Below are 25,731 nucleotides of genomic sequence, written 5' to 3'. Positions count from 1 at the left end.
TATTTAAGTTTTGTTTTTATTTTCTAAATTATGATGTTTATCACTCTTTTTATCATCTAGCTCCGTTATACTGATCAAATAATACTCAAAGAATAAGTCTATTTTTTCGAAAAAATATAAAGTTATTCTGGGATATTTAGATGAACATAAATCTAAAAAAATTTATTTTATTTCAACTGGTTGCAATGAGCTATAAATAGTAAAGATAAAATGCTAAAAGCAAAAAGAAAGTTATAGAGAAATATCGGTATTTTGTGTTATGTGAATTGTGAATATTGTTATCGCTACACAACTAACTAGAGTGAATATATAAAAGTATAAGTAAAAAAGTATTAATAATTTAGTCAAAACTTAATTGGATTTGATAACTTGATGTAACGAGAACTATTTAGTTAGCGTCCTGATTATTTGCTATCAAGTATGAATTTTTTTGCTTTATCTCATTACGGTAATAAAGCGACCAAAGATACTTTAATTAACTTTGGTAAAGATAATAATCAAATTAAGTGGTTTATTTAATCAAGGATTGATAAAAAATTGTAATGTTAGAAACGAACTTAAAAAAATCTGATATCTTATTAGCGCAACTTGCAAAATCTAGTGATGCTGTTTTTAATGTAATAAAATTAGCTAAAGCTTTAGGCATTGAAGTCATTGTTAATCCTATTGCTTATTTTAACAAGATGATACAACTATTACTTTATATTAATAAAATTACATCTAATAAAATTCAAACAAGTTTAATGTTTGGCATTAACGTAAATAGTTTTGATACGATCAAACTAATTGTTAGTAAAATTCATTCCTTTGATATTCAAACCATTATCACCCTATTCAATAGTAATGGTCCTCTCGCTTTTTATGTTAAAAATTATAGATATATTCAAATTTCTGGATTTGCCTTATTTAGCATGTTCGAAATGGCCAACAATTTTATTTACGCTTTAAGTTTATCACAAGCTGACGGAAAGTTTTTTTACCCGATAGCCGATGGTGCTGTTGCATTTTTAGTGGTTGAACGTGAAGGAACATCAACTATGTCATCTTGTCAAAATGTACTTGATAGAATGGCGAATTAAAAATTTACTAGAGGAAAACGCTTAATGACAAATCAACCTAAAAAAATCATTCTTGATTGTGATCCAGGTCATGATGACGCTATTGCCATTTTATTGGCGCATGGTAATCCTAATATTGAATTATTAGCGGTAACAACTGTAGTTGGGAATCAAACATTAGAAAAAGTGACCCGTAATGCTTTATCAGTTGCCCGTATTGCTAACATAACTAATATTCCTTTTGCCGCTGGTGCTGTTCGACCACTAGTGAGGAATGTTGAAATTGCACCAGATATTCATGGTGATTCAGGTTTGGATGGTCCTGTATTACCCGAACCCGCTATTCAATTGGATTCTAGGCATGCTATTGATTTAATTATCGATACAATTATGTCTCATCCACCCAAAACTATTACCTTGGTCCCAACTGGTGGCTTAACTAATATTGCGATGGCTGCACGCAAAGAACCCAAAATTGTCGAAAGAGTCAAAGAAGTGGTTTTAATGGGCGGCGGCTATCATGTAGGTAACTGGAGTGCAGTGGCTGAATTTAATATAAAAATCGATCCAGAAGCCGCCCATATAGTATTTAATGAAAAATGGCCTGTGACTATGGTGGGATTAGATTTAACTCATCAAGCTCTCGCAACGCCTGAAGTAATTGAAAAAATCTCAGCAATCAAAACAAAACCAGCAACATTTGTACTTGAAATGCTTGAATTCTTTGGAAAAATGTATAAGCAAGCACAAGGTTTTACTTATCCACCAGTACATGACCCTTGTGCTGTAGCTTATGTTATTAATCCGGATTTAATTAAAACTCGACGAGTTCCTGTTGATATAGAGCTTACAGGAACATTAACTTTAGGTATGACCGTTGCTGATTTTCGTTTTCCAGTCGATGAAACTTGCCATACACAAGTGGCAACAAAACTTGATCATGCAGGTTTTTGGGATTTAATCGTTGATGCATTAAAGCGAATTGGTGAGGTAAATGTATGATTGCACAAAGCAACGATAAAAAAAGTATTTTAACATTAATGATTGCGTTACTTGCAGCTTGTGTTGCTTTTCAGCTCAATGCAAGTATGTTAAGCCCTGTATTAGTGACTATAGCCAAAGAATTAGGCACCAATGATGCAGCTGTTGGATTTTCACAAACTGCTTTTTTTACTGCGGCAGCGCTGTTTTCACTCTTTCTTCCGCGCTTGAGCGATATCAAAGGTCGTAAAAAAGTATTAACGGTTATGTTATTGATTATGACAATAGGAACAATATTAGCTGCTGTTGCACCTAATATTGAAGTTTTATATGCAGCGCGCATTATTCAAGGCGTATCTGGTCCTGTTGTTCCACTTTGCTTACTTATGCTTAGTTACGAAGTAAAAGATGTCAAACAATATGGCATGTTAATGGGTATTATCACCGCAGTGAATGGTGGTATTGCTGGTGTCGATGCGATAGCAGGTGGCTTACTTGCTACTTATTGGGGCTTTCGTTCTGTATTTTGGGTAATTGCTGTGGTAGCCGCTATTTCAACTTATCTAGTCTTTCGTTTTGCTCCTGAATCTAAGCCTTCAGCAGGAACTAAAATGGATTGGTTAGGGGTTATATTAATAGTCTTAACGCTTGCTGCATTATTATTGGCACTGAATGAAGCAGGTAATTTGGCTAATGCAAATTGGTTAATTGTTACTGGCTTAACCGTATTTGCCATTGTTTGTTTTATTGTATTTTGGAATGTCGAAAAACGAAATAAACAACCTTTGGTGACAACAACACATCTGAAAAAACGTGCTACTTGGGCTTTATTGTTAACAACCACCTTAACTATGACAGGTATTTTTGCCATAGTAAATGGTTTAGTTATGTCACTTGCGCAAAATCACGATATAGGATTTGGTTTAAATCCTGATTGGGCGTCATTAATTTTGCTGACACCTTATGCTTTAATTGGTTGGTTTGTTGGACCATTTTCTGGTCGCTTAGCACCAACGATTGGATATAACAATGTCCTCAAATTGGGTTTGATTGGTTGTATTGTTGGTATCTTAGTGATCTTATTTTATGGTGTGCATTCCTTACCTATCTTATCAATCGGTGTAATTGCACTGGGCGTCTTTTACGCAGGAATGGCCAATATTATCTTAAATGGTTTAGGTGTTGTCTTATCACCTGCCGATAATCAAGGATTTTTACCTGGAATGAATGCCGGTGCGTTTAACTTAGGTGCAGGATTAAGTTTTGCGTTATTACCCGCAGTTCAAATGATAAATGGTAATACGATGACGGGGTATTTTAATGGTATTTTAGTAGGATTAGTGATTACTATTTTAGCGTTATTTAGTAGTTTCTTAATTCCTCGACCAATCAATGCAGAAGTAACGCAGTAATTAAAAAACGGGATAACCCATCCCGTTTTTACTCTTTCAAAAATACCACAATCAAATTCAACTTTATTAGTCTTGTTCTGTGCATAAGTGTAGGCACTAAGCTGTTAAAAATTTGTCTTGAGTGGCTAAATGTTTTTTCAAATTGAAAACTAGTTACAGCAACAATGATATTTAACACTCAATTAAATAGCGCGATTATGACTTGTTCTTTATCATTTGATTATTTGCTTTATCTACATTATTCACAATATCAATAATAGTAAGCATGTTGTTGATTAGATTATTCTCTTTTAAAACTATAATAAAAAAGCATTGGTAGATTTTAATTTTGGGGAATGGATAGTTCAGCTATTGGTCATGCTATATCTTAGGCGATTTTAGGTTTATTTATTGACACGTGGTAAACAACAGGCTTACCTTGCGTGTCCTCAATTCAATATCCACAATTAAACCTAACTGCTACAACAAGCAGCTGTATTATCAACACGCCAATTATCACAAAATTAACGTGCAGGCATTACGAGATCAACAATCCTAGCTAATCATGATAGTAATGACTGAACTGTCAGAGACTATTTAGTTTATCACCACTATCCAAATGGCTTTCACTTAAAACTCCTTGGTGTTGAACAACACGGTGCGTTGTATCGATTTCGTTTGCAGAAACGGCTTTTGATACAACATATGCAATAAATCCAGCTAACAGTATGTATAATAGACTTTTCATTTGTTTTCTCCCTTATAAAAAGATAACCATTATTATTAATATAACTATAAGTCAAGAAAATGGTACAATAATTAAACAATTAATTCCATAACATATCAAGATCATTTAAGATTAAAATTTAATCATGATAATTATTTTTTTGTTGTCGTTGATCTTTTCAACGACAACAAATAGGATTAATCGAAAATAAAAAAAGAAAATCTCAATTATTATATGTATTTTTAATTAAATTGACTTTGTTGCTTTTTAATTAAGTTAAATGATAAATCTCAAACTTAGTTATTTTTAACTACTACAAATTGTTATATAATCGATAATATTTTGTCTTTAGCACAATATATTGTGTTTCTCATATTATTTCTAAGATACGTTTAAAAATTTAGTGTCTTTAATTAAGGAACCGCTATGATGGATTTTTCCCAATCAGTGCCAGAATTGGTCTCTTGGGCAAAAAAGAATGATTTTTCAATTAATTTGCCGGTAGAACGGCTTGCATTTTTATTGGCGATTGCCGTATTAAACAGCGAGCGTTTTGATGGTGAAATGACCGAATCTGAATTAATTGATGCTTTCAGGCATGTTTCACAAATTTTTGAACAGAGTGAAGATACCATCACTGTTCGAGCAAATAATGCCATTAATGACCTAGTGCGTCAGCGGCTAATTACGCGTTTTGCTAGCGAAATGACTGATGGATATTCTATTTATCGTTTGACACCGTTAGGTATTGGTATTTCTGATTACTATATTCGCCAGCGGGAGTTTTCAACGTTACGTTTGTCTATCCAATTATCCATTGTTGCTCAAGAGTTAAAACGAGCCGCTGATGCAGCATTGGAAGGAGGGGATGACTTACACTGGCATCGAAATGTGTTTGCTCCACTAAAATATTCAGTTGCTGAAATATTTGATAGTATTGATATTACTCAACGTGTGATGGATGAGCAGCAAGCCGATGTAAAACAAAATATTTCGGCATTATTAAGTCAAGACTGGCAAGCTGCCATTACCAGTTGTGAAGGGTTATTAACCGAAACTTCGCAAACCTTACGAGAGTTGCAAGATACGCTGGCCGCAGCGGGTGATAAGCTTCAAGCAAGTCTATTGTTAATTCAAGATGCGACGTTAGCTAATCCCGATTTAGATAAAATTAATAACGTGGTAATCGATCTACAAGGTAAACTAGATCGTATTATTGGTTGGGGGCAAAAAGCGATAGATCTTTGGATAGGTTATGACCGACATGTTCATAAATTTATCCGTACAGCAATTGATTTAGATAAAAATCGTGTATTTTCTCAACGATTACGTAAATCGATTCAGAGCTATTTTGATTTACCTTGGTCCCTGACTTTTGCTAATGCCGACCGTCTACTTGATATGCGTGATGAAGAACTTGCTTTACATGAAGCTGAAGTCACAGGTGAATTACCATCAGAACTTGAATATGAAATGATTGAAGAACTTCAAGAACATATTATTGCGCATATTGAACAAAATTTATTGGTTTTTAAACAACAAAATAAACCACTTGATATAAGTGTTGCCATTCGTAGCTATTTAGCACAGTTCCCACGCGAACAACATTTTGATATTGCAAGATTATTTATCGATCAAGCTATTCGTCTAGGTATTGCCGAAGATGATTTGCTCGGTATCCCTGCCGAATGGAAACCTATCAACGATTATGGAGCTAAGGTACAAGCACATGTCATCAACAGATATTAAAGAATTAGAACAAACCGCTCATCATATTGATGAGGTTATCGGACGTATTGCAGCGAGCTCTCAAGCGTCAATCGATAAATACATGCCGGTAAAATTAGCTCAAGCAATTGCTAATCCTATTTTTCCTGAATTGGATAGTTTGCTTCGTTCTGGGCGTCATATAGGTATTGATGAACTCGATCAACATGCTTTTTTAATGGATTTTCAACTTGAGCTTGAACAATTTTATCAACGCTATAATGTTGAGCTAATACGCGCACCGGAAGGGTTTTTCTACCTTCGCCCTCGATCAACAACATTAATTCCTCGTTCTGTTCTATCGGAGTTAGATATGCTTGTTGGTAAAGTGCTTTGTTACCTCTATTTAAGTCCTGAACGGCTAGCTCACGAAGGTATTTTTACCTTACAAGAGTTGTTTGATGAACTGGTGTCTTTAGCTGATGAAAGCAAACTATTAAAGTTGGTCAACCAGCGTTCAACTGGGTCTGATTTAGATCGGCAAAAACTCTTTGATAAAGTTAAAACGGCCCTAAATCGTCTGCGCAGATTAGGTATGATCTTTTTTATTGTCGGTAATGACAGCAGCCGTTTTCGAATTAATGAATCTATTTTCCGTTTTGGCGCTGACGTGCGCAGTAGTGACGATGCCCAAGAAGCACAATTACGCCTAATTCGGGATGGTGAAGCGATCAAAATTGAATCGTCACTTATCTTAGATGATAATAATGAAGAACAAGATGATGAAGTTAACGAGGAGATTGAATAATTATGATTGAACACGGAAAATTTCACTCCTTAACCTTAATCAACTGGAACGGTTTTTTTGCCAGAACATTTGAGTTAGATCAACTTGTCACCACACTTTCTGGGGGGAATGGGGCAGGTAAATCAACCACCATGGCGGCTTTTGTTACTGCATTGATTCCAGATTTAACCTTATTACATTTTCGTAACACTACCGAAGCTGGTGCAACTTCTGGTTCTCGAGATAAAGGTTTACATGGTAAATTAAAACCTGGTGTTTGTTATTCGATGCTTGATGTGATCAATTCACGTCATCAACGGATTATATGTGGTGTTCGATTACAGCAAGTTGCGGGTCGTGATAAAAAAGTCGATATTAAACCTTTTCTAATACAAGGTTTACCTGTTGAAATCAAACCAACAGAATTAGTGACAGAAAGGGTAAACGACAAACAAGCACGAATTTTATCACTGCCTGAATTAAAAGATAAAATTGAATCAATAGAGGGCGTGATTTTTAAACAATTTAACTCTATTACTGATTATCACTCAGTGATGTTTGATTTTGGTATATTACCAAAACGATTACGTACCTCATCTGATCGTAGTAAGTATTACCGATTAATTGAAGCGTCACTTTATGGTGGGATTTCAAGTGCCATTACTCGTTCATTGCGTGATTACTTATTACCTGAAAACAGTGGTGTACGTAAAGCTTTTCAGGATATGGAGGCGGCACTACGTGAAAATCGCATGACATTAGAAGCGATTCGCGTTACGCAATCTGATCGCGATCTATTTAAACACCTCATTACTGAATCAACTAATTATGTGGCAGCGGATTATATGCGCCATGCTAATGAGCGCCGTGTTCATATTGAATCGGTACTTGGTTTGCGTCGAGATATGTTTAAAACGCAAGATTTGTTAATCAGTCATCAATATCGTCAAGTTGAAATGGCAAAAGAGCTCAAAGAGTTTCAAGAAGCCCAAAATGACCTAGAAACTGATTTACAAGCGGCAAATGACCATCTTAATCTAGCGCAAACAGCTTTACGCCAACAAGAAAAAATTGATCGCTATCAAGCGGACTTAGATGATCTTAATCTAAAACTTGAAGAACAAAATGAAGTTGTTATTGAAGCGAATGAACAGTACCAAAGCTACCGTGATCAGGCTGAACAAACTGAACAAGAAGTTGATGAAATAAAAACGCAATTAGCTGATTATCAACAAGCTCTTGATGTGCAGCAAACACGGGCAATTCAGTATCAACAAGCTTTGCAAGCGTTAAAAAATGCACAGTCTTTATGCCATTTACCAAAATTGGGGATCAGTAATATCGAAAATCACTTTGACGTTTTTTCTGAAAAACAAAAAGAGATTACCGAGCAAGTTTTAGAACTTGAGCAAAGATTAAGTGTTTCTGATGCCGCGATTAATCAGTTTGATCGTGCTTATCAACTTGTAATAAAACTGGTTGGCGATGTTGTTCGTAGTGAAGCATTTACTGCTGCTAAAGAAGCACTAAGACAATGGCCTTCACAATGTTATCAAGCTGAACAAGCTGAACATTTACAATTACAACTTGATGAGCTTGAACAACGCTTTTTTGAACAAAAAGAAGCAGAATCACTATTAAACCAATTTTGCAAACGTATTGGTCGACATGTTAATTATGATGAACTTGATGAACTAAAACAGGAACTTGAAGTTCAGTTAGATGAAAATGCGGAACTTGCTAATCAATCTAGTGAAAAACGCATTGAATTTAGACAAGAACTTGAACAAATTCAATCTAAAATAGCGGATTATCGACAAAAAGCACCAATGTGGATAAAAGCACAAGATGCTTTAATTGCCTTACAAGAACAAACCGGACAAAGTTTTACCCACAGTCAAGCTGTCACGCAACATATGCAGCAGCTGCTTGAGCAAGAACGAACATTGGTTACAGAGCGCGATCAGATAACCTTTAAACGAACTCAATTAGATAAACAAATAGAACAACTCAATCAACCTAGTGGTGTTGATGACGGTCGTTTATCGGCATTAGCTGAGCGATTTAATGGTGTACTTCTTTCTGAAATTTATGAAGATGTGACTATTGAAGATGCGCCTTATTTCTCGGCATTATATGGTCCTTCAAGACAAGCGATTGTGGTACCAGACTTGTCGTTAGTCAAAACGCAGCTTGAAAATCTTACAGCTAGCGAAGAAGACTACCCTGAAGATATCTATTTTATTGAAGGCGATCCTTCTTCATTTGACGACAGTGTATTTGATTGTGAAGAGATGAATAAAGCGGTATTGGTTAAAACTGGTGATCGTCAATGGCGCTTTTCCAGTTTTCCAACAGTACCATTATTTGGCCGAGCTGCTCGTGAAGTTCATCTGGAAAAATTATCGGCAGAGCGTGATGAACTTCATGAACGTTATGCCACTATCTCGTTTGATTTACAAAAATTACAACGTATAGAACAAAATGTGGGTCAATTTATTGGTGAATATTTATCCGTTGCCTTTGATATTGATCCAGAAGCAGAAGCACAAAAATTATCAACAAGACGCAACGAGATTGAGCGTCAATTATCCTCTCAAGAAGCGATAGATAAGCAGAATCAACAACAAGTAGCTAATTGCAAAGAGCAGTTAGCAACGGTTAATCGTCTAGTTGCGCAAATGCATTTATTAGCTGACGAAGATTTAGCGGATCGGGTTGATGATTTACGTGAACAAGTTGCCGAAGCACAAGATGCTGCACAATATGTTGGTCGCAATCGTCACACTGTTTCTGAGCTTGAGCCTATTGTGGCCGTTTTACAAAGTGACCCAGAACAGAACGAAGCGTTACGTGAGCAATATAATACCGTTAAGTCGCAACAACAGACTATTCGTCAACAAGTGTTTGCACTTACTGAAGTTATGCAACGCCGAGCCCATTTTAGTTATGAAGATTCAGCCGGCATGTTAAATGAAAATGCCGATTTGAACGAAAAGTTACGTGCTCGTTTAGACGTTGTAGAAGCACAGCGAACCGATGCTCGTCGTCAAATGCAGCAGTATCAAGATAAGTATAATCAATACAATCAAACATTAGCTTCATTAAAAAGTGCATTTGAAACTAAACGTGACATGCTTAATGAACTGCATAAAGAGATTGAACAAATTGGTGTTAAAGCTGATGCCATCACGGAAGAGAGGGCTAGGGTACGTCGTGATGAGATCCATCAAAAATTAAACAGCAACCGTCAGCACTGTAGTTCGCTCGAGAAACAACTGATTATGTGTGAAAGCGAAATGACGCAAATGCAAAAACGTTTAGCTCAAACACTCCGTGATTATAAACAATTACGTGAACAGGTTGTTGAAGCCAAAGCTGGTTGGTGTTTAGTTTTACGGCTCGTCAAAGAAAATAGCGTTGAACGACGATTACATCGTCGAGAATTAGCTTATTTAAGTGCTGATGAACTGCGCTCAATGTCAGATAAGGCGCTAGGTTCACTACGTTTGGCTGTGAATGATAATGAACATTTACGTGATGTATTACGATTATCTGAAGATCCAAAACGTCCGGAACGTAAAATTCAATTTTATATTGCGGTTTATAAACATCTTCGTGAACGAATTCGTCAAGATATCGTCAAAACAGATGATCCAATTGAAGCAATTGAGCAAATGGAAATTGAATTATCACGTTTAACTGAAGAATTAACCTCGCGTGAGCAACAATTAGCGATAAGTTCGAAAAGTGTGGCAAACATTATTCGAAAAACTATACAGCGTGAACAAAATCGTATTCGTATGCTTAACCAAGGTCTACAGGCTGTGGCATTTGGACAAGTTAACGGTGTACGCTTGAATGTTACCATTCGTGAAGCTCACTCATCATTATTAGCTGCATTAGCCGATGATCAAAATGAGCATCAAGATCTGTTTAGCAATAATCGTATTACCTTCTCAGAAGCGTTAGCTAAACTTTATCAACGTTTGAATCCACATATTGATATGGGGCAACGAACTGCACAAAATATTGGGGAAGAGCTGTTAGATTATCGAAACTATCTCGAGCTGGATGTTGAAGTTAATCGTGGTGCTGATGGTTGGTTACGCGCGGAAAGTGGCGCATTATCAACTGGTGAAGCAATTGGTACTGGTATGTCAATCCTCTTGATGGTCATTCAAAGTTGGGAAGAAGAATCAAAACGTTTACGTAATAAAGATATTTTACCATGTCGCTTATTATTCTTAGACGAAGCTGCCCGATTGGATGCTAAATCAATTGCCACATTATTTGAGCTGTGTGAACGACTCGAAATGCAGTTGATTATTGCAGCACCAGAAAATATCAGCCCAGAAAAAGGGACTACTTATAAACTGGTGCGTAAAGTAATGAATAACCAAGAACATGTACATGTGGTTGGTTTAAAAGGTTTTGCGTAACTATTTTTTAAGGTTAACATCTTCGTCGATTTTAATCGACGAAGATGTTATTTCTAATTTTCTATTTGTTAATTAACAAGTAATAAATCCTTGTCAATATCTAGCATTTTAAAAAGTGTTCTACTCTTATTTTTGGATAACTGATATTTAATCAGTGATAATTAACTTTTTTCTTTGTTTTTTAACAAAGTTAATGCTAAATCATAGCTTGATAGATATGATAATTTTCAATATCAAAGCAGACAATATTCACTTTTGTGATTATTGAATATTGCATTAAACACTGATTTATTGTTGATAATGCTATTTGTGCTGCTTTTGGTTTAGGAAAGCGATAAATACCAGTACTAATATTAGGAAAAGATATACAGGTAATTGGATACTGAGATGCCAACTTAAAACTATTTAGATAAGCTTGTTTTAATAATTCTTCTTCATTATTTTTACCTCCATTCCAGCATGGACCAACGGTATGTATAACATATTTAGCTGGAAGGTTACCAGCCGTTGTGATAACGGCCTCACCAACTTTACAACCGCCTTGTTTTTCTCTGATTTTTATACATTCTTCAAGGATGGTTTTACCGCCAGCTCGGTGTATTGCTCCATCTACGCCACCCCCACCTAGCAATGAGGTATTAGCAGCATTAACAATAGCATCTGTCGAAATTTTAGTAATGTCAGCTTGCAGTAATTCAATTTTATTCTTCACGGTATGAACGCCAATTCTGATTTTTCACATAGGTAGATTCTTAAATTTTAGAGTTTGAGATTTACACTTATCTGTCAACAAGTAATATCTATCAATCGCTATAACTTCTAAAACATGAATGAAATTTGATATTGCTATTTGAACTTTATGGTATTTTATATAGAAAATTTTGCCTTGCTATTCTAAAGCAGCAAGGCACCTTATGTTAATCAGGGATTAATTGATTATTTGTCAGCTATTTTGTTTAAAGCCAATGGCAAAAATTCATTTAATTGACTTTCTACTTTGATATAAGCTTCTAAAGGTTTTTGATAGGGATCAGAAAGATCTTCATTTTTACCTGTAGAAAACTCAGATAATGTGAAGACTTTACCTTTTGCTTGTGGATATTGTTCTAAAATTTTTGCTTTATGTTTTTGTGTCATAGTCAGCAAATATTCTGATTTATCAATATCCTCTTTTGTTAATTGTGTTGCTTTATGTGATGAGATATCAATACCATGTTGTTTTAATACCGTCACTGTCCCTTGTTCTGGTGCGGTTTCTTTAGGATCAACATTCACACCTCTTGATTGCACGATAATATTTAGATTATGTTTTTTTACATAATCATTTGCCAAGGCTTCAGCCATTGGACTACGCCCCGTATTACCAGTACAAACAAATGTAACAATATGATCTAATGCAAAGCAAGAACTACTAAAAAATACAAATAAACAAACTAAAAATTTTTTTAACATAGACATTCTATTTCCTTTATCCTTTATCAATGGCTTATTACAATTTTAAGCAAATTTTATACTAAATAACATTAAATACAATGTTTATCATAGTGTTATAACTCATTAGCTTTCGATTTATCAAATAACAATATAATAAAAAAACAATAAGCCGATTATGTTTACCTGTTGTTGTTTTGTTTAACTAAATACAAAATATTATTTATGGCGGTTTTAGCTTGTTGGCTGTTTTTCCAACAAGTTGATCCTGTTAATAATGCGCCTTTGCTTAGAATTTCATCTAAAGTGGCGTGGCGTAATTTATCAAAAGAATCAAGTTCCATTTGTTCAAGTCTGTCAATAATTTTGCTACCCACAAATTTTAGCTGTAACAATTGTTGTCGCTCTGTTTCTGAAAAAGCCATATCATTCCTATTTGGATTACATTGATATTAATTTTAAGTTACATTTAAACTTGTTCGCTTAACTTTTTCCACTTTCTGATTTTGGTTCGAAATGATTTAAACGGTGCCACAGAATTAATATGAATAAAGTGCGCTACGGTCCAAGATTCTGGGAAAGGTTTAGTCCAATTACGTCTGTCTTTAATAAATAACGTATCATCATCCAAAGATTCAATCCAATTATTCCAGATAGCAAGTTTCTCGTTAAATAATGTAATCAGTTCTTGTAATGAATAATCCTGATAAATCTTATAAAAGTGTTGATATAATGTGCCTAACTGATTCCATTTGTAGCCTTCTGCTGGTAATGTTGGGGTTTGTCCTGCAAGTTCATCATCATCCCAAGACTTAACAAGATCCAACCATCCTAACTGATAAGCAATCATTTGCGCAGGAGTACGATCGACACCATGAATTAACTGATCTTTTTGAGATTCTGTTAACGTATCAAATTCTTCAATAAACAATTTAGCTGTTTTGTTTATTTCATTCAATAACTGTTGTTTACTGGTATAAGCCATAGGCAAACTATCCTTATTTCTCTTTATTTTTAAATTGCTTTAATTCTTCATCAATAAAATAACGAACCAAATTAGCATATAACGCTTTAATAATATCGCCATTTAGTCCTAACTCATTGGCCCAAAGCTTTCGTTGCTCAAGCATAGTGTCAACACGGGCTTTGGCTTGTACAGCACTAGCACTTTTTTTAAATTCACTAGCAGCTTTAACATATTCAAAGCGAGCTGCAAATAGCTTAATAACAGTGTAATCAATCTGATCTATCTCTGAACGAATATCGTCCATATTACAGCATTGTTTGGGTGTTAACTTAGGATTATATTGCATGATATTTATCTTGTTAAAAATTAATCAATGACTATCCTAACATTATGCTGTTTTATATAAAACTATTAATCATAATTTTTAATTTTGAATTATATCTTTGTAGCTTTTTGGGGGGATTATTTTTACTATAACTCGTTTTAACTCGTAAATATCTATTCCACTGTCAAACAATGAGTAATTTTTATCGCTAGGCTTGCTTTGGTGTGGCTATCTGTCAAAGGGTGGTTTGAATAGCCACTTTTCACCTTTGGGGGTATCTAATTATAAAGGTACTTTATCCTACCCCAAGATATACTCCCATTATTTTGGTTGTAAATGTGTCCTACTAATGCTTACGAAATAGTAAAATAGGCTTTAAGCCTTGTTTCTACTAGTTTTGATGTGATTTAAAGGATTTTAAAGAATGTTACTGATTATTGAATTGGTGCCGTGGGCGGGACTTGAACCCGCATGCCCTTAGAGCACTACCCCCTCAAGATAGCGTGTCTACCAATTTCACCACCACGGCGCCGTTTTTATTCTGGAATATCTGATGTTGGGTTCTTATTCTCAGATTTGATAACAGGATCTACTGTCGGTGCTTGACCTGTAGTTTGTTGCGTGGTTACAGGAGCATTATCTTCAATATTATTGAACTCACCACTAGAAGTGATATGGCTGCGACTGCCCAAATTAGACAAAATAATACTTAGTATAAAAAATAAAACACCGAGTAACGTTGTTGTGCGAGTTAAAAAATTACCGCTTCCAGATGAGCCAAACAAAGTTGCAGATGCACCAGCACCAAAAGACGAACCCATATCGGCGCCTTTTCCTCGCTGGATTAAAACTAAAACGATGATCGCAACTGCGATAATCAAATAACTGATAATCAAAAGTTCGTACATTTCAACCTGTCAATTTTTATGTGTTATACAACAGAATTTAATTTTGCGAAATATTAGCGAAAGACTCGCCAACAAGCAAGTAAAATTTAAGTTATTGTTGGTATAATTTAAGATTTAAGTGTTTAAATCGATGACTACTAATATTTTTTAGCGTTGGTATTAAAATTAATAAAAATCTTTTTTTACTAAAAATTTAAATTAATCTTTATATTTTTTATATAATCAATACAGTAAACAGTTTTCAAAACAATTTTATATTATTGGCTAAGTCTAATTTAATGATATTGCCGACCGTTTAAATTGATATCGCGATATTCGGTTGTGTGTTTTTTGTGAAAATCAGTATAATAGACGCCATTTTTATTTATAGTCCATGCTCGTTTTATGAAATTTATTGTTAAGCTTTTCCCTGAAATTACCATCAAAAGTGATTCTGTACGTTTACGTTTTATTAAAATATTAACCAGTAATATTCGTAATATTCTTAAAAATCATATTAAAGACGTGGCGGTTATTCGTCACTGGGATTATATTGAAGTTCGCCCAAAAATAGTCGATAGTGAAAGTCAAATTTTAGAATACCTAATGCGTATCCCTGGTATTCATCATATCTTAGCGGTTGAAGAGCTTACTTATGTTGACGTTCATGACATCTATGAAAAAGCATTAAATTACTATGCTCCTCTTATTGAAAATAAAACGTTTTGTGTTCGAGTTAAACGTCGAGGAAAACATGATTTTACTTCAATTGATGTAGAGCGTTATGTCGGTGGAGGATTAAATCAATATGTTGAATCAGCCAAAGTGAAATTAAATCGCCCTGATATTACCGTTAATTTAGAAATTGATAAAGATAAGTTGCTGCTTGTTAAAGGTCGATATGATGGTATTGGTGGTTTTCCAACAGGAACTCAAGAAGATGTCTTATCACTTATTTCGGGGGGATTTGATTCAGGTGTTTCCAGTTATATGTTAATTAGGCGTGGCTGTAGAGTACATTATTGCTTTTTCAATCTAGGGGGAAAAACTCACGAAATTGGTGTTAAACAGATGGCTCACTATTTATGGGAACGGTTTGGTTCATCTCATAAAGTTCGTTTTATTGCCATTGATTTTTCTAACGTTGTGGGTGAAATTCTAGAAAAAATTGATGATGGTCAAATGGGCGTTATCTTAAAAAGAATGATGATTCGTGCCGCAGCAAAAATAGCTCAGCGTTATAACGTTGAAGCGCTTGTTACCGGCGAAGCGTTAGGGCAAGTATCAAGTCAAACATTAACAAACTTACGTTTAATTGATAATGTTAGTGATACATTGGTTTTACGTCCGCTAATCACGCATGATAAAGAAACCATTATCAATCTTGCTCGTCAGATTGGCACAGAAGATATTGCTAAAACCATGCCAGAGTTTTGTGGTGTGATTTCGAAAAGTCCAACAGTAAAAGCCGTAAAAGAGAAAATTGAAGCAGAAGAGCTAAATTTCGATTTTTCAATACTTGATAAGGCTGTTGAACAAGCTGAAAATATCGATATCCGTGAAATAGCCAAACAATCAGATACTTCAATTGAGCGAGTTGAGACCGTTTCTACCTTGCATAATAATCATGTTGTTATTGATATTCGTTCATCTGAAGAGCAAGAAGACAATCCTTTACAGTTAGCCGATGTTGAAATTAAGTTGATACCTTTTTATAAGTTGGCAACGCAATTCGGTGATTTGGATCAGAGCAAACAATATTTGCTTTATTGTGCAAGGGGTGTAATGAGCAAATTACAAGCACTGTACTTAATTGAACAAGGTTTTCATAATGTAAAGGTGTTAAATTATGCAAATTAACAATTATTTACCATATTGTTAACCAGACTATCATTTTTTGCATATATAATAATTGAGTGAAAATACAAATTTTATATTTAATCAAAAAAATAAATGCGATAAATGAATAAAAGAGGATTGCAATGAGTAAATTGCTTGTAGTTGATGATGACCCAGAAATTGCCTCATTACTATGCGAACTACTAGAATTAGAAGGTTTTCAAGTTGAAACGGCAAATAATGGTAAAGAAGCTTTAGAGAAATTTGATACAACTTTTGATCTGATTCTACTTGATATAATGATGCCAGAAATGAATGGGCTTAATGTATTATCCCAACTTAGAAGCAAGTGTACTGTTCCTGTTATATTTTTAACAGCAAAAGACGATGAAATGGATAAAATTATTGGTCTTGAACTGGGTGCCGATGATTATATTTTAAAGCCGTTCAATGATAGGGAACTTATTGCAAGAATAAACGCATTATTACGAAGAACGCGCTGGGATAATATTGCAAATGATGACAGTAATTTACCTTTACAATATACTGTTGATAAACTTACGGTAAATCGTAAACAGCAATCAGCCTATTATGATGATCAATATATCGATTTAACGGGTACAGAGTTTCAAGTTTTACTTAAGCTTCTTGAGAATGGTGGTAAGATAATATCACGAGATACACTGAGCGAAACCGTGTTAGGTAAAGAATTTATTCCACTCGCACGTTCGATTGATGTACATGTATCTAATTTGCGTAAAAAACTTCCACCACGTAGTGATGGATTGCCTTGGATCAAAACGCTACGTTCAAAAGGATATTTATTTATTATTGATAGTCACGATGATTTGTTACAAAATTGACGTAATATTTTAACTTAGGTGTGGTGGTATGTGGATTTTTGATCGTTTAACTATTCGGATATTCACTATCTTCCTACTTACTATCGCATTTTTTTTGGCACTTATTGTATTATTGCCGAGTTTAGATTCGAGAAATTTGACTTATTTATCAAATAGAGAAAAAGAATCAGGTAATATACTTGCTAATCAAATTGAACAAGAGTTTACTCATATCCCTAAGGATAGTTTTCGTTGGTGGATGCGTTTTATTGTTGTGATGGATAATTATCAAAAGCCTGGGCAATTTTTATTTATTCTTACACCTAATGATCAATTTATTACTGCTGATACTAAAAATATTGATTTAGTTAAAAACTTTAGTGAAATATCGCATAATATTGCAGATCCGGCTAAAAAAATTTATGACTCACAAGAAATCATTGGCCCTTTTTTGATTAACTATGCCAATGATCAATATCGATTGTATGTTTTACAACCTTCCTCGGATGCTCAGTCACAATTTGTTAATCTGATTTTTGATCATCCTCTTTTGTTATTAACTCTCATGATGTTAATAAGTTCGCCATTTTTACTATGGCTATCTTGGAGTATTGCAAAACCAGCGAGACGATTAAAGCAAGCAGCAGACGAAGTTGCCAAAGGAAACTTGCAACAATGGCCAGAACTTGAAACGATTGGTTCTTCGGAATATAAAGCAACAGGTGCAAGTTTTAACCATATGTTAAGAGAGTTAAAACGAATGCAGGAATTACAGCAGCGTTTGTTTTCCGATATTTCTCATGAATTACGTACACCATTAACTCGATTACAGCTAGCTGTTTCTTTATTACGTCGTAAACAAGGTGAAAGTAATGAAGTAAATCGAATTAATAATGAAGCGATTAAACTTGATGCAATGATTGGTGATTTATTATCTTTATCAAGACAACAATATAAAAATAATGAAGTGCGAGAATATAAACAAATTAATCTATTGTTTAAGCAAGTTTTAGAAAATGCCGCTTTTGAAGCTGAACAAATTGGTAAGACTTTTTCAATTGCTAAAACGCTTCCTAATGTGGGTATTTTATGTTATCCCATCGCATTATGTAGTGCTGTTGAAAACGTGATTCGTAATGCTTTTCGTTATTCCCATCATCAAATTATAGTTAGTTTTACTGTTCAGCAGGCAGACATAATCATTACTATTGATGATGATGGTCCAGGTGTGGCCGACAATGAGCTGCAACAAATTTTTAGACCATTTTATCGAACAAGTGAGGCCCGTGATCGGGAATCGGGCGGGACTGGTTTAGGTTTATCTATTGCTTCTAATGCTATTACACGAGATAACGGCACAATTAAAGCTGAAAAAAGTCACTTAGGTGGATTAAGAATTGTGATAGTATTGCCAATTCAAAAACAAAAACACTAAAGAGATATTGTTGTGTCTAATGTTGCATTAAATATTGTTTTATTTGAGCCCGAAATTCCAGCTAATACTGGAAATATTATTCGACTTTGTGCTAATACCGGCTTCAATCTACATATTATAGAGCCTATGGGCTTTTTTTGGGATGATAAAAAATTAAGACGAGCAGGACTTGATTATCAAGAGTTTGTTGATGTTAAGCGTTATAAAAATTTAAATCATTTTTTAGATAGTAATCAAATTGATTTACTTACTCAAATTTATGCTTTGACAACTAAAGGGCAAAAACCACATAGTGATGTTAGTTATAAACCCAATGATTTTTTGATGTTTGGGCCTGAAACACGAGGTTTGCCAGCGACCATTCTTGATGTTTTACCTCAAGATAAAAAAATTCGTATTCCAATGTTAGCTAATAGTCGTAGTATGAATCTATCTAATTCTGTTGCGGTGGTGGTTTATGAATCTTGGCGTCAGCTGAATTATATTGGTGCTAAATAATCATTTAAAGTTTGATTAAATGTTGTAGCTAATTGAATATTTGAGATTAGTTAGTGTATTTAAAATAAAGAGGTCTAATTAGACCTCTTTATTCATTGATTTTACAAAAACAAGTTTTATGTTTAAGTAAATCCGTATTATTTAACTCGTGAAACGTATTCGCCAGAACGTGTGTCTATTTTAAGAACTTCACCAATCTGTACAAATAGTGGTACACGTACTACTGCGCCAGTTGATAATGTTGCTGGTTTACCACCTGTTCCTGCTGTATCACCTTTTAAACCTGGATCGGTTTCAACAACTTCGAGTTCAACAAAGTTTGGTGGTGTGACAGCGATAGGTTGACCATTCCATAAAGTTAAAATACATTCTGCTTGATCAACTAACCATTTTGCATTATCGCCTACCGCTTTAGCATCGGCAGATAGTTGTTCGAATGTTTCATTATTCATAAAATGCCAAAACTCACCATCAGTGTATAGATAAGTTAAGTTCATATCGACGACATCAGCGCCTTCAACCGATTCACCTGATTTAAATGTTTTATCGACAGTTTTACCTGAAAGTAATTTTTTAATTTTAACGCGGTTAATTGCTTGTCCTTTACCGGGTTTATAAAACTCATTTTCAACTATTACACAAGGCTCGCCATCTTGCATTATTTTAAGACCGGCTTTAAACTCATTAGTACTATAAGATGCCATAAAAGCTCCAACTATCATTCTGAATTACAAAAAATGAGCCATATTATACAGCAAAAAGTTGAACTACCAAACAAAGATGACTGGATTTTTGATCTTGCTAATGTCGTAACCGATATCCAAAAGCTTTATCGTTATCTTGATTTGGATCCGAACGCTATTTCGTTATCAATGTTACAGGCGAAAAAACAATTTCCGCTGCGTGTCCCCATGGCATTTATTCATAGAATGAAAAAAGGTGATAAAGACGACCCTCTTTTACTGCAAGTGCTTTGTAGTGACAGCGAAATGTTAAAAGTTGATGGATATAGTGAAGATCCTTTACAAGAACAAAATAATGACATTGCTGGACTCTTACACAAATATCATAATCGTGCGCTTTTAATCACTAAAACGGCATGTGCTATTAATTGTCGGTACTGTTTTAGACGACATTTCCCTTACTATGATAACCAAAGTACTAAAAAAAATGTTAGTACAGCACTAGACTATATTGCTAATCATCCTGAACTTGACGAGATTATTCTGTCAGGCGGTGATCCATTAATGGCAAAAGATAACGAACTGGCTAATTTAATCGATGCGTTATCAAAAATTCCCCATATTAAGCGGTTACGTATTCATACTCGGTTGGCTGTGGTTATTCCTTCCAGAATCACTACCACACTTTGTCAATTGTTTATGCAAAGTCGCTTACAAATAATAGTGGTTACTCACATCAATCATCCAAATGAAATAGATAATAATGTTGCTGATGCAATTAAACAGTTAAAACAAAATAGGGTTACGGTACTTAATCAAAGTGTGTTGTTAAAAAAGATTAATGATAATGCAGACATTTTAGCCGAGCTGAGTAATAAACTTTTTGATATCGGTATTTTACCTTATTACATTCATTTACTCGATAAAGTGCAAGGTGCGGCGCATTTTTTAGTTGAAGATAAGCAAGCCAAAACAATAATGAAACAATTAGCTGAAAAAGTCTCGGGTTATTTAGTACCTAAATTAGCGCGTGAAATTGGTGGTGAAAAGAGTAAGCGCGTACTTGCTATTGATGATTAGTATTTTCCTATTGGTATTTATTCATGATTAAATATCTTTTAGGCTAAATATCATTAATTCAAACCATATTGCCTATGTTATTAACAGGCTAATATTGACATTATGTGCAAAATGAATAAGGCTTAAGTGTTGTTTTACGCTATAGCAAATAGCTATCTTTTTTATTATCAATAATTGTGATAAAAATATCACGATAATATATCATCTATAAAATTCTCTATGAAAATCTCATTGACGATATCCAAAATAGATTCTATAATTCCGACCTCTTTAATTAATGCTGTAGGGTTTAAACTCTACAACTTGTTGATAAATTAGATTTGGATATAAATCGTCATGAAACGCACATTTCAACCATCAGTATTAAAACGCAATAGAACTCACGGTTTCCGTGCTCGTATGGCAACAAAAAATGGTCGTCAAGTTCTTGCTCGCCGTCGTGCTAAAGGCCGTGTTCGTTTAACTGTTGCTAGCTGATTTAAAGTTGAGTGATTAAACTCACTTTTCCTCGGGAGTTACGTTTACTAACTCCCTTCGATTTCAATTATGTATTCCAAGAATCTGTTCGAGCGGGTTCCCCATTCCTTACTTTAGTCGCACGAAAAAATACTTTAAACCATTGTCGTTTAGGTTTTGCCATAGCTAAAAAGCAGATCAAACGATCGCATGAACGTAATCGTATTAAGCGGTTAGCGAAAGAGTATTTTCGTCACCATCAACATCAGTTTCCTAATATTGATTTTATTTTGATGGCTAAATCGCCAGCGATAGAATTAGATAATCAAAAACTTGTTGCAACACTAGAGAAACTATGTCAACGAATCATCGAAAAACAAAGCGTCTAGATAAAATTGTATCAATTATAAAACAACACATTGTTGCATGTAAGATTCTGATAATTAATATTTTTATTTTTTTTATTCGTTTTTATCAGCGTATTATAAGCCCACTATTAGGCCCTAAATGCCGCTTTACGCCAACATGTTCACAATATGCAATAATTGCACTAAGACGCTTTGGAGTGATAAAAGGTGGTTGGCTAACGGTCAAACGTGTATTAAAATGTCACCCTTTACATGAAGGAGGAGAAGATCTTGTTCCTCCAAAAACTAAAACCAATAGAGAAAAACACTAATGGGATCTCAACGTAATATTTTAGTCATTGTTTTACTTTTTGTATCTTTTTTAATTTGGCGAGCATGGGAAGATGATCATGCACCTAAACCGCCGATTACGAATCAATTAACTCAGCAAGTAAGTGAAGAAGATTCCAATACAAATTTTGCATTAGGTAAGACAATTACTGTAAAATCTGATGTACTGTCACTAACTATTAATACCTATGGTGGTGATGTGCAGGCGGCTCAATTATTAAAATATGAGCAGACTTTACATTCAGGTACACCTTTCCAATTACTGACTTCACGACCTGATTTTATTTATATCGCTGAAAGTGGCTTAACAGGTAAAGATGGTCCAGACAACGCATCTCAAGGTTCAAAACGTCCGATATATCAAACTGAGCAAACAGAATATGTTTTAGCTGATGGACAAGATGAATTACGTGTACCACTTACTTATCAAGTCAATGGTGTAACTTATACCAAGTACTATATCTTACATCGCGGTAATTATGCTATCGATGTTCAATACGACATTAACAACCAAAGTGGTTCACCTGTTGAAGTTTCAATGTACGGTCAATTAAAACAAACTATAAAATTACCTGATGATGCAACAACTGAAGGTGGCGGCGGCTTAGGGTTAAGCGCGTTCCGTGGTACTGCTTACTCAAGCTCTAGTACCAACTATAGCAAATACAGTTTTGATGATATTAAAGATAAAGCATTAGCGGTCGAGACTCAAACAGGTTGGGTTGCAATGTTGCAACACTATTTTGCGTCAGCTTGGGTGCCGGCTCAAGATCAGAGCAATCTTTTTTATTCACGTGCTACAGCTAAAAATTCACAAGCAACAATTGGTTTTAAAGGGCAATCGACGGTAATTCAAGCGGGTAGCTCTGAATCGATTGCAGCTAAATTATGGTTAGGTCCAGAAATTCAAAGTCAATTGAAACAAACAGCAAATCACTTAGATTTAGTTGTTGATTATGGTTGGTTATGGTTCTTATCACAACCACTATTTTATTTATTAAAATTTATCCATAGTTTTATTGGTAATTGGGGCTTTTCAATTATTGTTATCACCTTTATTGTACGTGGTATTTTATTCCCATTAACGCGTGCTCAATATCGTTCTATGGCAAAAATGAAGTTGCTGCAACCTCGCTTACAAGCTTTAAAAGAGCGTTATGGTGATGATAGACAAAAAATGAGCATGGAAACCATGGCACTTTATAAGCAAGAAAAAGTGAATCCATTAGGCGGGTGTTTACCTTTAATTATCCAAATGCCGATTTTCTTGTCATTGTTTTATATGTTAGGTAATACTGTTGAATTGCGTCATGCACCGTTTGCACTTTGGATTTATGACTTATCCGCACAAGACCCATACTATATTTTACCGTTGTTAATGGGCGGAACTATGTTCTTGATTCAAAAAATGTCACCAACACCAGTGACTGATCCATTGCAACAAAAATTAATGACTTATATGCCATTAATCTTTACAGTATTCTTCTTATGGTTCCCGTCAGGTTTAGTCTTATACTATATCGTGAGTAACTTATTTACGATTGCTCAGCAACGTATAATTTACTGGGAACTTGAGAAAAAGGGACTTCACGAAAAGAAAAAGAAATAATATTAATTGTAAGGAGGGGTAAAACCCTCCTTTTTAATTGTTATTTTTGGTGTAATTGATATGAACATTCAGCAACAATTTAAGTTAACTGGTAACGAAAAAGGTTATTGGTTTGTGAGTAAAAATGGACGACTATGGTTACCTAATGGAGAGGTGCCAGTTGGTGGTGCAAATGATTTCTGTTTTAATGGTTTACTTGCTCAGCCGATAGGGGAATGGCAAGGACAAACGGCATGGTTAATTTGCCAAGAAATGAACCATTCAATGAGTTCAATCAGACCATTGTTGGACAATAGTGATCAGTCATTATTTAACATGGCTGGTCGTGCAGTACAATTGTCCGAATTTTATCGCTCACATAAATTTTGTGGTTATTGTGGACATGAAATGTATATCAGTAAGACCGAATGGTGCTGCTTATGTTCAAATTGTAAAGAGCGCTATTACCCACAAATCTCACCCTCGATTATTGTCGCTATTCGCGATAAAAATAAAATTTTATTAGCTAAGCATGTCAGACATAATCAAGATAATTTATATACGGTATTAGCTGGCTTTACAGAAGTTGGTGAAACGATGGAAATGGCCGTTGAGCGTGAAGTATTTGAAGAATCACAAATCAAAATAAAGAATATTCGTTATGTCGGATCCCAACCTTGGCCTTTTCCTAATTCACTTATGATGGCTTATTTAGCTGATTATGAAAGTGGCGAGATCACCATTGATAAAAATGAACTTGTCGACGCTGCTTGGTATCACTATACCGAGTTACCTAAAATTCCGGAATATGGCACCATAGCTAGAAGGTTGATTGAAGATACTATTGTACTTTGCCGTGAATATGACGAATTTGGTGAAAATTAATCATATTCACGTTAATATCAATAGGCATATTGTCTATTGATATTCAATTGTTCTTGTTAAGTTAATGGTTTTGGATTCTTCGCCTGATGTAACGCACACCGCTTTAGTCCAGTCGCTGTTTTCATTATAGTCAGAGTAAGTACATGTTTCAGTTAATTCAACTTCTTGTTGGTTCTTATCGTTAATAATGATGTCACCATTTGATGCTAATTTAAATGTTTTGGTAATCGTTTTTTCAAGTTGATTATTGGCGTTGTAAACGATGTCTTTTTCTTGCGCTAAAACAGGAAATCTTGTTTTGTTATCAACAGGTACATAGGCATTATACAACACGAGTTCGACACGATCGTTTTCATAAACAATTTTACTATTGAAAATAACGTTATTTTCGGCGAAATGTGATAGATTTGTTTCAATCAGATGCCCTTGTTCATCAAATTCAGAACTGGCAACAATATCGCCATCATTGTTTTTCATACCAAGAATATTTTTTTCTGAATCAAAAGTAATATCATATTCATTTTTGGTATTGTTCATGCCATAAATGTATTTAGCTGTATCATAATTGACTTCACCATTAAGACCTTCTAAATTGTAATTAGCCACATAACCTTGCGTATTATAGTTAATGATTTTATTGCTCTTTGCTGAACTTTGGATTTTTTGTTGTTTGAACAGTTTATTGTTGGGTAATAATTCTGGCTCAGTATGAAAAAGATAACTATTAATAATTGCGACCGTTAATTTTGGAGTAGATTGTTGTGATGGCTGGGTTGTTTGTTCATCTGAGTTTGCCGTTGAAGGCGCATTGGATGTCGTTACAGTATTTGTGGTATCAGCAGATGTGTTTTTATCGGCATTACTTTTGCTATTGTTGTTAGTCTCAACACTTTTATTGGTTGTTGTGTCGGTTGTTGTGCCATTTTTTTTATCATCACAGCCTATTAATAATGAGGTGCCTAATAAACAAATGGAGATATAAGTTATGTAATTTTTCATATTATTGGCTCTATTTATGTTAATG

At 34.6% G+C, this 25,731-nt stretch carries 25 protein-coding genes and 1 tRNA gene; 16 read left to right on the top strand and 10 right to left on the bottom strand.

All coding sequences use genetic code 11. The features are described from left to right. Positions 1–542: 542 nt before the first annotated feature. The 3 genes from A9G09_RS05730 to A9G09_RS05720 are packed head-to-tail and all read left to right on the top strand — an operon-like array spanning position 543 to position 3,451. On the top strand, positions 543–1,079 hold the full coding sequence (locus A9G09_RS05730; RefSeq protein WP_065633929.1) for a hypothetical protein: 537 nt from the start codon (positions 543–545) through the stop codon (positions 1,077–1,079). A 24-nt stretch (positions 1,080–1,103) separates the two neighbouring features. Next, positions 1,104–2,060, top strand: a complete 957-nt coding sequence (locus A9G09_RS05725; RefSeq protein ID WP_065633928.1) for a nucleoside hydrolase — start codon at positions 1,104–1,106, stop codon at positions 2,058–2,060. Further along, positions 2,057–3,451, top strand: a complete 1,395-nt coding sequence (locus tag A9G09_RS05720; RefSeq protein WP_065633927.1) for an MFS transporter — start codon at positions 2,057–2,059, stop codon at positions 3,449–3,451. The genes A9G09_RS05725 and A9G09_RS05720 overlap by 4 nt, the downstream gene beginning before the upstream one ends. 565 nt (positions 3,452–4,016) lie before the next feature. Here the strand turns inward: A9G09_RS05720 and A9G09_RS12870 are convergent. Beyond that, entirely contained in the window at positions 4,017–4,178 is a 162-nt protein-coding gene (locus A9G09_RS12870) for a hypothetical protein (protein WP_176700952.1), read from the bottom strand. Between the two features lie 405 nt (positions 4,179–4,583). Between A9G09_RS12870 and mukF the strand changes: the two genes are divergently transcribed. Genes mukF through mukB form a run of 3 tightly spaced genes read left to right on the top strand, consistent with a single transcriptional unit; the run spans position 4,584 to position 11,093 of the window. Further along, positions 4,584–5,906, top strand: a complete 1,323-nt coding sequence (mukF, locus tag A9G09_RS05715; protein WP_065633926.1) for a chromosome partition protein MukF — start codon at positions 4,584–4,586, stop codon at positions 5,904–5,906. After that, complete coding sequence (gene mukE, locus A9G09_RS05710; protein WP_081297492.1) at positions 5,887–6,672, top strand: chromosome partition protein MukE; 786 nt, start codon at positions 5,887–5,889, stop codon at positions 6,670–6,672. The genes mukF and mukE overlap by 20 nt, the downstream gene beginning before the upstream one ends. 2 nt (positions 6,673–6,674) lie before the next feature. Continuing rightward, positions 6,675–11,093, top strand: coding sequence for a chromosome partition protein MukB (gene mukB, locus A9G09_RS05705; protein ID WP_065633925.1), 4,419 nt, complete (start codon positions 6,675–6,677; stop codon positions 11,091–11,093). A gap of 196 nt (positions 11,094–11,289) precedes the next feature. On the opposite strand, the gene A9G09_RS05700 is transcribed toward mukB, so the two are convergent. The 7 genes from A9G09_RS05700 to secG form a co-directional block, all read right to left on the bottom strand. Next, positions 11,290–11,805, bottom strand: coding sequence for an O-acetyl-ADP-ribose deacetylase (locus tag A9G09_RS05700; RefSeq protein ID WP_065633924.1), 516 nt, complete (start codon positions 11,803–11,805; stop codon positions 11,290–11,292). Between the two features lie 224 nt (positions 11,806–12,029). After that, positions 12,030–12,551 (bottom strand): low molecular weight protein arginine phosphatase, encoded by a 522-nt coding sequence (locus A9G09_RS05695; RefSeq protein ID WP_065633923.1) that lies wholly within the window; start codon positions 12,549–12,551, stop codon positions 12,030–12,032. Positions 12,552–12,706: 155 nt separating this feature from the next. After that, complete coding sequence (locus tag A9G09_RS05690; protein WP_065633922.1) at positions 12,707–12,949, bottom strand: hypothetical protein; 243 nt, start codon at positions 12,947–12,949, stop codon at positions 12,707–12,709. Between the two features lie 44 nt (positions 12,950–12,993). Beyond that, on the bottom strand, positions 12,994–13,509 hold the full coding sequence (locus A9G09_RS05685) for a ClbS/DfsB family four-helix bundle protein (protein ID WP_065633921.1): 516 nt from the start codon (positions 13,507–13,509) through the stop codon (positions 12,994–12,996). Between the two features lie 13 nt (positions 13,510–13,522). Next, a complete protein-coding gene (locus tag A9G09_RS05680; protein WP_065633920.1) occupies positions 13,523–13,837 on the bottom strand; it encodes a chorismate mutase in 315 nt (104 codons plus the stop codon). A gap of 422 nt (positions 13,838–14,259) precedes the next feature. Then, positions 14,260–14,345, bottom strand: a tRNA-Leu gene (locus A9G09_RS05675). A gap of 7 nt (positions 14,346–14,352) precedes the next feature. Beyond that, a complete protein-coding gene (gene secG / locus A9G09_RS05670; protein ID WP_065633919.1) occupies positions 14,353–14,724 on the bottom strand; it encodes a preprotein translocase subunit SecG in 372 nt (123 codons plus the stop codon). A gap of 384 nt (positions 14,725–15,108) precedes the next feature. On the opposite strand from secG, the gene thiI reads away from it, so the two are divergent. The 4 genes from thiI (at position 15,109) to trmL (ending at position 19,317) form a co-directional block, all read left to right on the top strand. Then, the gene (thiI, locus tag A9G09_RS05665; RefSeq protein ID WP_065633918.1) at positions 15,109–16,563 is read left to right on the top strand and encodes a tRNA uracil 4-sulfurtransferase ThiI; all 1,455 of its coding nucleotides are present in this window, start codon (positions 15,109–15,111) and stop codon (positions 16,561–16,563) included. 122 nt (positions 16,564–16,685) lie between these two features. Beyond that, positions 16,686–17,405, top strand: a complete 720-nt coding sequence (locus A9G09_RS05660) for a response regulator (protein WP_065633917.1) — start codon at positions 16,686–16,688, stop codon at positions 17,403–17,405. Between the two features lie 34 nt (positions 17,406–17,439). Beyond that, positions 17,440–18,819, top strand: coding sequence for an envelope stress sensor histidine kinase CpxA (cpxA, locus tag A9G09_RS05655; protein WP_065633965.1), 1,380 nt, complete (start codon positions 17,440–17,442; stop codon positions 18,817–18,819). Positions 18,820–18,831: 12 nt separating this feature from the next. Further along, positions 18,832–19,317: a tRNA (uridine(34)/cytosine(34)/5-carboxymethylaminomethyluridine(34)-2'-O)-methyltransferase TrmL gene (gene trmL / locus A9G09_RS05650; RefSeq protein ID WP_065633916.1), complete on the top strand. Its 486-nt coding sequence runs from the start codon at positions 18,832–18,834 to the stop codon at positions 19,315–19,317. 137 nt (positions 19,318–19,454) lie between these two features. Here the strand turns inward: trmL and efp are convergent, their stop codons facing one another. After that, positions 19,455–20,021 carry an elongation factor P gene (gene efp / locus A9G09_RS05645; protein ID WP_065633915.1) on the bottom strand — a complete coding sequence of 189 codons (567 nt, stop codon included), beginning with the start codon at positions 20,019–20,021 and terminating at the stop codon, positions 19,455–19,457. Positions 20,022–20,054: 33 nt separating this feature from the next. On the opposite strand from efp, the gene epmB reads away from it, so the two are divergent. The 6 genes from epmB to nudC all read left to right on the top strand — a co-directional run bounded on the left by epmB (position 20,055) and on the right by nudC (position 24,707). Continuing rightward, on the top strand, positions 20,055–21,080 hold the full coding sequence (gene epmB, locus A9G09_RS05640) for an EF-P beta-lysylation protein EpmB (RefSeq protein WP_065633914.1): 1,026 nt from the start codon (positions 20,055–20,057) through the stop codon (positions 21,078–21,080). Between the two features lie 336 nt (positions 21,081–21,416). Continuing rightward, positions 21,417–21,557 carry a 50S ribosomal protein L34 gene (gene rpmH / locus A9G09_RS05635; protein ID WP_025314679.1) on the top strand — a complete coding sequence of 47 codons (141 nt, stop codon included), beginning with the start codon at positions 21,417–21,419 and terminating at the stop codon, positions 21,555–21,557. Positions 21,558–21,568: 11 nt separating this feature from the next. After that, complete coding sequence (rnpA, locus tag A9G09_RS05630) at positions 21,569–21,925, top strand: ribonuclease P protein component (protein WP_065633913.1); 357 nt, start codon at positions 21,569–21,571, stop codon at positions 21,923–21,925. Continuing rightward, on the top strand, positions 21,892–22,215 hold the full coding sequence (gene yidD / locus A9G09_RS05625) for a membrane protein insertion efficiency factor YidD (RefSeq protein ID WP_081297491.1): 324 nt from the start codon (positions 21,892–21,894) through the stop codon (positions 22,213–22,215). Before rnpA ends, yidD begins: the two co-directional genes overlap by 34 nt. Further along, entirely contained in the window at positions 22,215–23,843 is a 1,629-nt protein-coding gene (gene yidC, locus A9G09_RS05620; protein ID WP_065633912.1) for a membrane protein insertase YidC, read from the top strand. Before yidD ends, yidC begins: the two co-directional genes overlap by 1 nt. 60 nt (positions 23,844–23,903) lie before the next feature. Next, positions 23,904–24,707, top strand: a complete 804-nt coding sequence (gene nudC, locus A9G09_RS05615; protein WP_065633911.1) for an NAD(+) diphosphatase — start codon at positions 23,904–23,906, stop codon at positions 24,705–24,707. A gap of 33 nt (positions 24,708–24,740) precedes the next feature. On the opposite strand, the gene A9G09_RS05610 is transcribed toward nudC, so the two are convergent. Beyond that, on the bottom strand, positions 24,741–25,706 hold the full coding sequence (locus A9G09_RS05610) for a hypothetical protein (protein ID WP_065633910.1): 966 nt from the start codon (positions 25,704–25,706) through the stop codon (positions 24,741–24,743). Positions 25,707–25,731 lie beyond the last annotated feature (25 nt).

It is taken from the genome of Gilliamella sp. wkB292, from assembly GCF_001690235.1.
Lineage (GTDB): Bacteria > Pseudomonadota > Gammaproteobacteria > Enterobacterales > Orbaceae > Gilliamella > Gilliamella apicola_F.
The sequence above is the reverse complement of the archived record's forward strand: the minus strand, read 5'-3'. Positions and strand labels throughout refer to the sequence as shown.